This is a genomic window from Mammaliicoccus lentus, from assembly GCF_947036595.1.
GTDB classification, from domain to species: domain Bacteria; phylum Bacillota; class Bacilli; order Staphylococcales; family Staphylococcaceae; genus Mammaliicoccus; species Mammaliicoccus lentus.
Genome location: NZ_OX344834.1, coordinates 2,344,083 through 2,356,296 on the forward strand (window position 1 = coordinate 2,344,083; position 12,214 = coordinate 2,356,296).

Here is a 12,214-nt window from a genome sequence, read left to right on the forward strand (position 1 = left end):
GACATATGTCTCAGCCTTTTATTTTATAATTATTAAATGTTGTAATAACAATGATTTTATTTCGTTATCTTTAATAAAATAGTAAGCCATCTTCCCCTTTTTATAAAAATTAAGTACATCATTTTTATATAAACTTCTCAAATGATGAGAGGTAGATGCAATACTCATATTTAATGTTACCGATAAATCGCATACACACAACTCTTTTTCTTGAATTAAAGCTAATATAATTTTCAATTTGTTTTCATCACTTATCTTTAGTAATGTATTAATTAATTTTTGTGATTTATCTTCATTTATAAACTTCATAGCATTTTCAACTTTCTCTTCATGAATACAAATCACATCACAAGTAATTGTTTTATCCATTTAAATCACTATCCTTTATCATAATATAAAGCTTAACAATGTTGAAATAGTTTTATTTTCAATAACAATAAATACTCCCAAGGCTATATAAATAACAGCCATAATCCAACGACTAAATTTCTCTACAACTTCACCAATTCCAGGTATATTTGCTAAATTCTGAGCTGTGAATACTAAAATAAAAATTAATGTCACAAATACTAACAAAGTGGTTAACAATTCAATACTATTTAACGTTACTAAATATGGAACAAAAAGCCCGATATTATCAGCACCACAACTTGCTACCGTAACTAAAACTACAGTACCAACTAATTTTGATAAACCTTTTTTATTTAATTCTTTCTTGGCTCTTTTTTCTCCCTCACAATCATCATAAATAGCTACTTTAATACCTAAATATATAGGAATTAGACCCAGCAAACCTAAAATCCATTTTTCTGGAACATAATTTAATACAAATGCTAAAAATAAACTCACAATTATTAATATGAGAGAACCTAAATATTGTCCAATATAAATATCTTTATATTCTTTTTTAGTGTTTGCCTTAGCAAAATAAATTAAAAGAATTACTAATAAATCAACTGCAGTAGCAACATAAAGCACTGTAGCAGTTATTATTGTCTGAAACATAACACACCTCATTCAAATATATATTTGAATGTATTATAACACTATCCATTGTAAAATCATAAACCGCTATACTCTATTCCCTCTTTAACCCCCTTCTTACTCACTCCTTTTATACATATATCCTCTTTACTATTTGGAATCAAGGCTAATATTATATTTATGTCAACCGGTTGACATTCGATTATTGTAAATATATAATACTTTTAACGAAAACGTTTTCAAATAAAGTTAAAGAGGAGAACTGGTATGAACAAGTATTTTCAAAACTTCCAAAATGTTTCTTATTTACAAAGTTCTATGACAATGTTTTTTTATTTTGCATCATGGTCTATTTGGTGGTCTCTATTCCAAATTTGGCTTGCATCAGAAGATAATGGTTTAGGATTATCAGGTAGAGAAATCGGTACAATATATTCTGTAAACTCATTTGTAACAATTTTATTTTTATTTGGTTATGGAATAATACAAGATAAGCTTGTTATTAAAAGAACATTAATTATTTTCTGTGCTTCTATGTCTGTATTAGTTGGTCCATTTTTTACTTTAATATATAAAAGTTTGATTCAAAATCATTTCTTTATTGGTGTAATAGTAGGTTCTATATTCCTTTCTGCTGGATTCCTCTCTGCAACTGGTGTTTACGAAACAGTTTCAGAGAAACTAAGCCGTTTATTTAATTTTAAATACGGTCAAGCTAGAGCTTGGGGTTCTGTTGGATATGCGATATCAGCTTTAGTTGCAGGTCATTTGTTTGTTATAGATCCTGAGCTTAATTTTTGGTTAGGTTCTTTAATAGCTTTAGTACTATTATTAATTCTTATTTTTTGGAGATCTAAAAGTGAGAAGGTTAAAATTAGAAATTTACGAGATAATCCTGGGGACGATGCTATACCATCAGCTCGAGACTTCATGAGGACACTTAAAATGAAACATCTGTGGATTGTAATGTTGTTCATTATGTTTACAGCTACTTTCTACGGTATTTATGATGGGCAAATGTTCCCAGATTTCTATACAAAACTATTTGATGATCCAAAAACTGGGCAAACTATGTATGGTAATTTAAATGCTATTCAAGTGTTCTGTGAAGCTTTAATGATGGGGGTTGTTCCTATTATCATGATGAAAATAGGAGTAAAACCTACATTGATGCTTGGCGTTTCAGTCATGTTTCTTAGAATAGGTTTAAGCGCTGCTACCGATAGTACTGTTTTAATGTCTATGATTAAAATGATGCATGCGTTAGAAGTACCATTATTCATGTTACCGGCATTTAGATATATCACATTACACTTCGATCCAAAGTTATCAGCAACACTATATCTAGTAGGTTTACAAATATCTGGACAAATCGGTTCAGTAATACTTTCTACACCATTAGGTATGTTAAGAGATGCTGTTGGTTACAATTATACATTTATCATTATTTCTGTCATCGTAATGGTTGCAGGTATATTCGGGCTGTTTATGCTGAAAAATGATGATGAAATGGTCGATGGAGATGCGTTTATTAGAAATGCTCAAATAACGAATTAATATAGTTCTTCTTTTCTCTTGGAAACAAAAAAGATAAATAAAACGAGTCTGGAACATATTTAATGTTTCAGACTCGTTTGTTATATTGTAAGAACTGTTTTTTAAAATAAGGTTTCTGTCCCAATCCCTAATTTTATCTATTATAAGTATGGAAAGGACAAGTTATAATATGATCATCAATTATGCCTATACTTTGTAGAAAAGAATATACGATTTTTGGGCCGACAAACTTAAATCCACGCTTTTTCAAGTCTTTACTAAGTTGAATGGATAGTTCTGATTCTGCAGGTACTTCATTAATATCCTTCCATTCGTTTATTATAGGTTCATTTTTTACATAAGACCATAAAAAGTTAGATAAACTGCCCCACTCTTCTTGAAGTTTTATCACTTGCACTGCATTGTTTCGAACGGACTTTAACTTTCCCATATGTTTTATGACATTATATTGTTCTTTAATGTCTTCAATTTCTTTGTCAGTTAGTTCGGAACATTTTTTAATATCGAAGTTATGAAAGGCTTCTTGATAATCTTTTCGTTTTTGAATGACAGTTTCCCATGACAATCCTGCTTGAGCACCTTCTAGAGATAGCATTTCAAATATATATTGGTCATCTTTACTCACCCTACACCATTCATTTTTGTGATAATCTTTCATTAAGTCGCTTTTAGGCCAAGTGCATTCTTGAATCATTCCATCACCTATTCTTCTTTTTTCTTCTTATCTAAATCATAATTATGTATCATAGATAATAAAATTGTTACACCAAATATACCCAATATAATTATTGCTTCCCACATTCCTAGGTTAAATGGCATACCGTATGCCGTATATATATCTTTAATAGCTAGATATGAAAATAAGGCAACAGTTTCAAATTTCAGAACATCTATTAAAAACTTAGCACTTGAAATCTGCTCGTTACTCGGTGGACCATATAATGTAGAAACATTTATATACCGATCCAATTTAGTCCCACGTGTTATGAAATGTAATACTCCCCAGATTATTATACCTAAAGTTGGTAAAAAGAAAATAAAGGCTTTTGTAGCCCAAGCATCCGCTTCGCCTGAGACATTATAATGACTTGGAATTTCACTAGGCAACGAAGGATAATTAATCAATATAATTAATAGAGTAGCAATCCATAAACATATACCAGAAATATCTAAAACACGTTTAATCACGGTTTGTCCTCCTTATTAAAAAAAGCAACAAGTACACTATAAGTGCTTGCTGCTTTTAAAATTAACTTATTAAATAGATTATCGCTTATTTAAGTTTACCAAGCAAATAATCCGACGAATGCTGCTGTTAATAGTGATACTAATATACCTGATAACAACATCATTGGCACATATTTAGAAACAAAGTTAGATACATCATCTTTAACGATACCTTTTAAAGTACCAATTATCATTCCAATTGTAGAGAAGTTAGCAAATGATACTAAGAATGTACTGATAACTGCAGCTCTATGCGTAGAATATTCACCTATTTCTTTACTGATAGTGCTCATAACTACGAACTCATTCGTTACAATTTTGAGCGCCATTTGTTGTGCTACAACCCAAGCTTCTCCGAACGGCAAGCCTAATAGCAATGCAAATGGATACATAAAGATACCAAGTATATACTCTAATCTTATTTCTGGTAAATATGGAATAGGATCCATAATGCCTAATAATTTATTTATCAAGTCTGCTATTGCAACAAATGCAATAACGAATGCGATAATGATTAATACCAATTTACCGGCGTTAATAACTGAATCTCCTAAGAATGAGAAGAATGGTTGTTTTTCTCCTTCGTCTATTTCAGCTACTACATCCTCTTCTGGATCTAAATCAAATGGATTTAATATTGTTGTAACGATGATTGCATTAATGATGTTTAATGGAATCGCTGTTAATACAAATTCTCCCGGAATCATTTGTATGTAAGAACCAACAATCGCACCTGAAACGGAACTCATAGACATCATTGCAACTGTTAATACTCTCACTTTATTCATAGATGTTAATTGTTTAGATGATACTGCTAAAGCTTCTGTGTTTCCTAAAAACATCATTTCAATTGAGAAGAATGATTCAAATTTAGGTTGTCTTGTTATTTTTGAAATGACTAAACCTAAGAATGAGATGAATTTAGGTAATATACCTAAGTACATTAAAATATCAAATACTGGTACTACAAGTAGAATTGGTAATAAAGCAGAAACTGCCATATCCATTTTTCCTGGTCCCGGTGCTACAAAACTTCCGAATGCAAACCCAATACCTGAGAATGCAGACTCTAATAACCATGACACGCCATCTGCCGCACTTTTAACAAATTTTGCCCCGAATGAAAATTGAGTGAAGAACCATGCTAATACTAAGTTAATAACAATAAGTATTAGAACCGATTTCCAATCAATATTCTTCTTATCCCTAGAAAAAAGAAAAGCGACTCCAATGAATATTAACAAACCAATTATATTGATGATTAAAAACATCGTTATTTGTCCACCTTTATGATTAATTAAAAACAACATCATTATACCATGCATAACCTATGTATGTTACTAGATTTAAGAAAGAATTTTACAAATTTTTAATAAATTATGACATATAAAAAGCAATTGAGCACAGTGGCTCAATTGCTATAACTTTTAATCATTATTTGCTTTATATTCTTTTTGTTATTTGTATGTTTGGTCAAATTGATCAAATTGATTAATAGATTGATCGCATTTCATACTTATAGCTAAATACACTATATAACCAGAAACCAGTACCATGATTAAAGTATAAACTGTTAACACATAAATATTTGAAATAATAAATGTATTAAACAGCAACAACATGAGTATCAATATCGCATCTATAATGCTTAATGAAATGACACATACGCGTTCCATACTAACCCTTCTTTACTTCATAATATGACCTCTAGCTCATAGCTATACTGTCTTACGCAATGAGATACATGTTACTACAAAGTTATAGTGAATTCAATACGTTTTCAAGAAGTTTTTTTAAAAGAATTTTACCGACTTTTATTTATTTTTGAAATCTAAAAATTCAATCTATTTATTATAATATGATATAGTTTGATATATAGTAAACATAAAAATATTGGAGGCGTTTTTTTCATGGAAAATTATAATTTAATTGATGGACACGTAATACCTCAAGTCGGTTTTGGTACATATAAATTGAATGGCGCATCAGGTGTTCATGCAATTGTAAATGCACTTAACAATGGTTATAGAGTATTAGATACTGCATATAACTATGAAAATGAAGGTACTGTAGGTAAAGCGATGCAGCAAAGTCATGTTAGTCGCGATCAAATTATTGTTACCTCTAAATTACCTGGTCGCTATCATAGTTATGAGCAAGCAGCTAGAACAATTCAAGAATCTATATACCGTCTTGGCGTTGAGTACATTGATTTATATTTAATTCATTGGCCAAATCCTAAACAAGGTTTATACGTAGAAGCTTGGAAGGCATTAATTGAAGCTCAAAAAATGGGACTGGTAAAATCAATTGGTGTTTGTAACTTCTTACCAGAACATCTTGAAACTTTAGAAAAAGAAACAGGTGTACTACCGGCTGTTAACCAAATTGAACTGCATCCATACTTTAATCAGAAAGATGCTATTAAATATCATGAAGAAAAAGGCATCATAACTGAAGCATGGAGCCCGTTAGGTCGTGCATCAGAAGTTATTCACGATAAAAACATCGAACAAATCGCAGAAAAATATAATAAAACAATTCCACAAATTATATTAAAATGGCATGTGCAAAATGGTGTAGTTCCAATTCCTAAGTCGACATCAAATGCAAGACAAATACAAAATCTTGATATTTTCGACTTCTACTTAGAATCAGAAGATTTACACACTATAGACAATTTAACTAAATCTGATGGTAGACTAAAAGACCAAGATCCAGCAGAATACGAAGAGTTTTAATAACAAAATTAATTAAAGGAGTCTGGGTCATAAATAATTGTTCCAGACTCTCTTTTTGTATTGGCAGTAGCTTTAAGCATTAACCTTTAAATAAGTCTTAGTTAAATGATAAGGTATATATATAAAAGATAAGGAGTGATTTTTGTGACAGAGCTTTCAAAATTAGGTAAAACAGATATCAAAGTTAATCCAATTGGTTTAGGTACAAATGCTGTTGGTGGGCACAATTTATATCCAAATCTTGATGAAGAACAAGGTAAAGATGTTGTGAGAGCAGCAATTGAAAATGGTGTTACCCTTCTAGATACTGCGTTTATATATGGACCAGGTCGTTCTGAAGAACTCGTTGGAGAAGTTGTCAAAGAATACAATAGAGAAGATGTTGTAATCGCAACTAAGGGTGCTCATTATTTTGACGGCGATGAAACAAAACTCTCCAATGACCCTGAATTTTTAAAAGAACAAGTGGAAAATAGTCTAAAAAGATTACAAACTGATTATATAGATTTATATTATATACATTTTCCAGATGAAGACACACCAAAAGATAAAGCAGTAGCAACACTACAAGAATTAAAAGAACAAGGTAAAATTAAAGCAATTGGTGTTTCAAACTTTAGTTTAGAACAATTAAAAGAAGCAAATAAAGATGGACATGTTGATGTCGTACAATTAGAATATAACTTATTAAATAGAGAAAACGAAGAAATTTTAAATTATACAGCAGAAAACAATATTACTTTTATCCCTTACTTCCCATTGGTTTCTGGACTATTAGCGGGTAAATATGATGAAAATACAACATTTAATGACTTAAGAGCAGATAATCCAGAATTCCAAGGTGAACGATTTAAAGAAAATCTTAAAAAAGTCGATAAATTACGTGATATTGCTAAAGAACACAATGTTGAAGTTGCACACATTGTACTTGCTTTCTATTTAACAAAACCATCATTAGATGTTATTATTCCAGGTGCTAAACGTAAAGACCAAGTCATCGATAATTTAAAAACTTTAGATGTAAAATTAACAAAAGAAAACTTAGATACAATTGAAAAATTATTCCCAGTTGAATAATTTTTAGGATTTAACTGAAAATAAAATATTATATATTCGAAATTACCCACCTAAATTATAACTTTAGTGGGTAATTTTTTATTTATTAAATTATTACAATCTATTCAATGATATTGATTATCATTTGCAGATGTAGGATAATACTCGTAAGTAGAAAAATAGGAGGAATCACGATTTATGAATATAACAGACGTTACGATTATTGGCGGGGGTCCAGCAGGTTTGTTCGCAAGCTTCTATTCGGGATTAAGAGGAATGAGCGTAAGAATTGTTGATTTCCAAGATAAATTGGGTGGGAAAATGCATGTGTATCCAGAAAAAGTTATATGGGATATTGGTGCACTTGCTCCAAAACCTTGTTATGAAGTTATACAAGATCTAGTAGAACAAGGATTACATTTTAATCCTGAAGTATGTTTAGGGGAAAAAGTAGTAGACATTCAAAAAGTAGAAGAACAACATTTCATAATATCTACAGATAAAGACAATGAATATCATTCAAAATCTATAATTATTGCTGTCGGTGGCGGAATTATTAAACCACTTACACTTGATATAGAAGGTGCAGAGCGTTTTGAACTATCAAACTTAAACTATGTTGTACAATCTATCCAAAAATATAAAGATAAACATATATTAATTTCAGGTGCTGGGAACTCAGCTCTAGACTGGGCTTGTGACCTGTCTGAATATGCTAAAAGTGTTACAATCTGTTATAGAAAAGAAGAAATATCAGGTCACGAACACATGAAAAATCTCCTAGAAAAATTAGACATTATTAAGAAACCTAGTATGGTCATCAAACAGTTAAACAGTCAGCCAGATAAACCTGTTATTTCAGAGGTTGTGTTAGAACATGTTGAAACGAAAGAACAAGAAGTGATTCCAGTTGAAGAAGTGATTATTAGTCATGGTTTCGATCGTGAATCTGAATTGCTACACAATGCACAAACAAAAGTTAACTTAGTAAATGATTTCTTTATTGAAGGCTTAGGTAATACACAAACGTCAGTACAAGGTATCTTTGGTGCTGGAGATATTCTTAAACACGATGCAAAAGCACACCTTATCGCATCATGTTTCAATGACGCAGCTAATGCAGCAAACTTAGCTAAAAGTTATATAGATCCTGAAGCACAGGCAGGCGGCCGTGTATCAAGCCACAACGATATTTTCAAAGAAAAAAATAAAGAAGTTATTAAAAAATATATTTCACAATCATAAATGTATAGCAAACCACCGATTCATTATTTGAATCGGTGGTTTTAATTAGACTGAATATGTTAATGGGAGATCAAATGTTGCACGTGAACCTCGTCTTGCAACATTCTCACCTTATATGTTGCATGTGAACTTCATCTTGCAATATTCTCACCTTATATGTTGCACGTGGGCCTCGTCTTGCAACATCCTCACCTTCTATGTTGCACGTAGGACTTATCTTGCAACATCCTCACCTTATATATTGCACGTGAACCTCGTCTTGCAACATTCTCACCTTCTATGTTGCATGTGAACCTCGTCTTGCTACATTGTCACCTTCTATGTTGCACGTGAACCTCGTCTTGCAACATTCTCACCTTCTATGTTGCATGTGAACCTCGTCTTGCAACATTCTCACCTTCTATGTTGCACGTGAACCTCGTCTTGCAACATCCTCACCTTCTATGTTGCATGTGAACCTCGTCTTGCAACATAGAACTTCATATATGTGTTCAACTCAAATATACTAAACTATAAACAAGCATGATAATACCTCCAAGCAACATAGCTATACTTGGTAAAAGGTTCTTTTTCTTATTTTCATTATTATCTGTTATGTCTTTTATTATAGAAGTCACCGCTATGATAATTAACATTATCATAGCAATATATGCTACTATCATCTTCTTGTCTCCTTTTTATTTTAACAATAACATTTCTTTATCTTGTTGAATATCTGTATTTATATATGTTGTTTTAAAATATTTTAGATACGATTTAATTTCATCTATACTTAGTTTCTTTTCGTAGTCTATTTCGTTATAAAAATTTTGTCTTGCAAATTTCGTGTTTTCACTCTGAAACATTGTTCGATACTTTTTAGGTGTTATACCATAATGTAATTTAAATGAGCTAATGTACGCTGACACGTTATAAAATCCATGTTTTTCTGATATATCAATGACTTTTTCATTTGTATGAATCAAATCGTAAATACTATTCAATAACCTAATATCCGTTAAATAATCTTTAAAATTCATACCCATTTGTTCTTTAAACATTTTTGAAAAATAAGACTCTGATAAATGATATTTAGATGTAAAAGTGTTCATAGTGATTTTCTCATTATAGTTAATATAAATATAGTTCTTGATTTCTTCGATGACAGGGTGTAAACCTTCAGTAGAAATTGTGTCCATATCATAAGAAAATTCGAAACTCGTTTTTATATTCTCTACTATATATAGTAATGTTTTTAATATTTTAATATTTTTATCGTCATCTTTTGTTAAATATATACTGCAAAGTTGAATTAACTGCTCTCTCAATTGAATCGTTTCTGATTGGTTTTTCAATTGGAATTGATTAGTTAATAATTCAGGAATAAGGTTATCAAGTAGTGATTCATAAAAATGTATTTGTACGACGATATTTCCTTCAGAAACATCCAACTTATAACATTCATTATGCTTCAATAAAAATATTTCTCCTTCTCGATAAGTTGTACTTTCAGAATTGATGGTCAACATAACTTGCCCTTTTAACACCACAAAGAAAGATAATCCATTATGATTTCTATATTTAGTTGCAGAGTATTTAAAGTATTTGATTTCGTATATATTTTTCATACCAAAAACTCCTAATAAAATATTTTTTTATTTTTAAAAGCATTGCTAAATTTAGCATTAATATTTTAACTTGTTTTACAATAAATTGAAATTAAATTCTTTATATTTTTTGAATTTTTTTGTTTTATTAGATAATGAAAAATACACTCTAAAAAATGAAACCATCCATCTTTTAGAGTGTATTATATATTTTATAGTATTTTATTTTACAATTTCTTGTCCGCGTTTATTCCATGTGAATATAAAGCTTAACATTGCTAACACACTTACAATTGTTAACAATAAGAAACCAGAATCCCATCCTAAGTTATCTACAACAAAACCCATGATAATATTAGCCATAACTGCACCACCTAAATAGCCAAACAAACCTGTTAGTCCTGCTGCAGTACCTGCCGCTTTTTTAGGTACATAGTCTAATGCTTGTAAGCCAATTAACATTACTGGTCCATAGATTAAAAAGCCTATTGCGATTAAAGCAATATTATCCACCAATGGATTTCCAGGAGGATTTAGCCAATAAATAACAACGGCTATTGTTACACCTAACATGAATATAAAACCAGCTGGTCCCCTTCTACCTTTAAATACTTTATCTGAAATATATCCACATAATAATGTACCTGGTATACCTGCCCATTCATATAAGAAGTAAGCCCAACCAGATGCATTTAAATTAAAATCTTTTTCTTCGCTTAAATAAGTTGGAGCCCAATCAAGCACACCATACCTTACAAAATAAACAAATATATTTGCAATTGCTATCATCCAAACCCATTTATTATTTAGTACATATTTAAACAATATTTCTTTAGTTGTCAGTTCTACTTCTAATGTTTCTCTGTTTTCATTTGGATAATCTTGTCTATAATCTTCAATTGGTGGTAACCCCATCGATTGAGGTGTATCTCTAACAAGAATATATGAAACTAAAGCAATAATTAGTGCGAGTATTGCTGGATAAATAAATGCCCCTTCGAATCCTTTTAAATATCCAAATGAAAGTGTACCAGTGATAGAGATACCTAATAGAGCAAGTGGAGCCATTAACCCGCCACCCACATTATGTGCAACGTTCCAAATTGCAGTCTTACTTCCACGTTCACTCACACTATACCAATGTACAAGCACTCTGCCTGATGGCGGCCATCCCATACCTTGGAACCAACCGTTTAGGAATAGCATGATAAACATAATCGTAACGCTTGATGTTAAGACAGGAATAAAACCCATCAATAAGTTAACAATAGCAGTTAATACAAGTCCTAAAGTTAAAAATATTCTCGCATTACTCCGGTCACTAATGGTTGCCATAACAAATTTACTAAACCCGTAAGCGATTGAAATAGCTGATAAGGCAAAACCTAATTCTGATTTGCTAAATCCTTCATCAATTAAAGCAGGCATCGCGAGTGAAAAGTTCTTACGTAATAAATAATAACCTGCATACCCTAAGAAGATCCCAATAAATACTTGGAGTCTCAGTTTTTTATACGTATCGTCTACTTCTTCTTTAGGTAAAGGTTCAATATGTTTAGCTGGCTTTAGAAAATTGAACATGCTTTAAACCTCCTCGAATATTAATTTTTTGTAAAGTTTGTTAAGAAATTGTAAAATCTCGTTTCTTAACCCAATAATAGATATTGGTATTGCTAAAGTCAATGACATTTAAACTATTTTATTTTGATACTTTTATTGAATACAGCTATGTTAAAATGTTTTATATATGGTCAAAATACGTTAGATGATGATTTGGACATACTTTCTAATAAAACGATATTGAATAAATTATTCGTA

The 12,214-nt window shown here is 30.8% G+C and carries 13 protein-coding genes; 4 read left to right on the forward strand and 9 right to left on the reverse strand.

The annotated features are described in order from the left end of the window. Positions 1-18: 18 nt before the first annotated feature. Positions 19-369 (reverse strand): ArsR/SmtB family transcription factor, encoded by a 351-nt coding sequence (locus tag ACNMOQ_RS11650; protein WP_064205337.1) that lies wholly within the window; start codon positions 367-369, stop codon positions 19-21. An 18-nt stretch (positions 370-387) separates the two neighbouring features. Continuing rightward, positions 388-1,005: a CadD family cadmium resistance transporter gene (locus ACNMOQ_RS11655; protein WP_416349860.1), complete on the reverse strand. Its 618-nt coding sequence runs from the start codon at positions 1,003-1,005 to the stop codon at positions 388-390. A gap of 246 nt (positions 1,006-1,251) precedes the next feature. Here ACNMOQ_RS11655 and ACNMOQ_RS11660 point away from each other — a divergent pair, with 246 nt between their 5' ends. Continuing rightward, entirely contained in the window at positions 1,252-2,541 is a 1,290-nt protein-coding gene (locus ACNMOQ_RS11660; RefSeq protein WP_353805098.1) for an oligosaccharide MFS transporter, read from the forward strand. 133 nt (positions 2,542-2,674) lie between these two features. On the opposite strand, the gene ACNMOQ_RS11665 is transcribed toward ACNMOQ_RS11660, so the two are convergent. The 4 genes from ACNMOQ_RS11665 to ACNMOQ_RS11680 form a co-directional block, all read right to left on the reverse strand. Beyond that, positions 2,675-3,235 (reverse strand): DNA-3-methyladenine glycosylase I, encoded by a 561-nt coding sequence (locus ACNMOQ_RS11665; RefSeq protein WP_064211156.1) that lies wholly within the window; start codon positions 3,233-3,235, stop codon positions 2,675-2,677. A gap of 8 nt (positions 3,236-3,243) precedes the next feature. Then, complete coding sequence (locus ACNMOQ_RS11670) at positions 3,244-3,729, reverse strand: DUF1648 domain-containing protein (RefSeq protein ID WP_416349861.1); 486 nt, start codon at positions 3,727-3,729, stop codon at positions 3,244-3,246. 95 nt (positions 3,730-3,824) lie between these two features. Beyond that, entirely contained in the window at positions 3,825-5,039 is a 1,215-nt protein-coding gene (locus tag ACNMOQ_RS11675) for a NupC/NupG family nucleoside CNT transporter (RefSeq protein ID WP_016998425.1), read from the reverse strand. A 186-nt stretch (positions 5,040-5,225) separates the two neighbouring features. Then, positions 5,226-5,444: a hypothetical protein gene (locus ACNMOQ_RS11680; RefSeq protein ID WP_016998426.1), complete on the reverse strand. Its 219-nt coding sequence runs from the start codon at positions 5,442-5,444 to the stop codon at positions 5,226-5,228. A gap of 234 nt (positions 5,445-5,678) precedes the next feature. Here ACNMOQ_RS11680 and ACNMOQ_RS11685 point away from each other — a divergent pair, with 234 nt between their 5' ends. The 3 genes from ACNMOQ_RS11685 to ACNMOQ_RS11695 all read left to right on the forward strand — a co-directional run bounded on the left by ACNMOQ_RS11685 (position 5,679) and on the right by ACNMOQ_RS11695 (position 8,810). Continuing rightward, positions 5,679-6,509, forward strand: a complete 831-nt coding sequence (locus tag ACNMOQ_RS11685; protein ID WP_064205341.1) for an aldo/keto reductase — start codon at positions 5,679-5,681, stop codon at positions 6,507-6,509. A 144-nt stretch (positions 6,510-6,653) separates the two neighbouring features. Beyond that, on the forward strand, positions 6,654-7,586 hold the full coding sequence (locus ACNMOQ_RS11690; RefSeq protein WP_016998428.1) for an aldo/keto reductase: 933 nt from the start codon (positions 6,654-6,656) through the stop codon (positions 7,584-7,586). 183 nt (positions 7,587-7,769) lie between these two features. Further along, on the forward strand, positions 7,770-8,810 hold the full coding sequence (locus tag ACNMOQ_RS11695; RefSeq protein ID WP_135032570.1) for an NAD(P)/FAD-dependent oxidoreductase: 1,041 nt from the start codon (positions 7,770-7,772) through the stop codon (positions 8,808-8,810). Positions 8,811-9,301: 491 nt separating this feature from the next. Here the strand turns inward: ACNMOQ_RS11695 and ACNMOQ_RS11700 are convergent, their stop codons facing one another. The 3 genes from ACNMOQ_RS11700 to glpT form a co-directional block, all read right to left on the reverse strand. Beyond that, a complete protein-coding gene (locus tag ACNMOQ_RS11700; protein WP_016998430.1) occupies positions 9,302-9,472 on the reverse strand; it encodes a hypothetical protein in 171 nt (56 codons plus the stop codon). A 15-nt stretch (positions 9,473-9,487) separates the two neighbouring features. Further along, entirely contained in the window at positions 9,488-10,417 is a 930-nt protein-coding gene (locus tag ACNMOQ_RS11705; protein WP_016998431.1) for an AraC family transcriptional regulator, read from the reverse strand. A gap of 201 nt (positions 10,418-10,618) precedes the next feature. After that, positions 10,619-11,977 (reverse strand): glycerol-3-phosphate transporter, encoded by a 1,359-nt coding sequence (glpT, locus tag ACNMOQ_RS11710; protein ID WP_416349862.1) that lies wholly within the window; start codon positions 11,975-11,977, stop codon positions 10,619-10,621. Positions 11,978-12,214 lie beyond the last annotated feature (237 nt).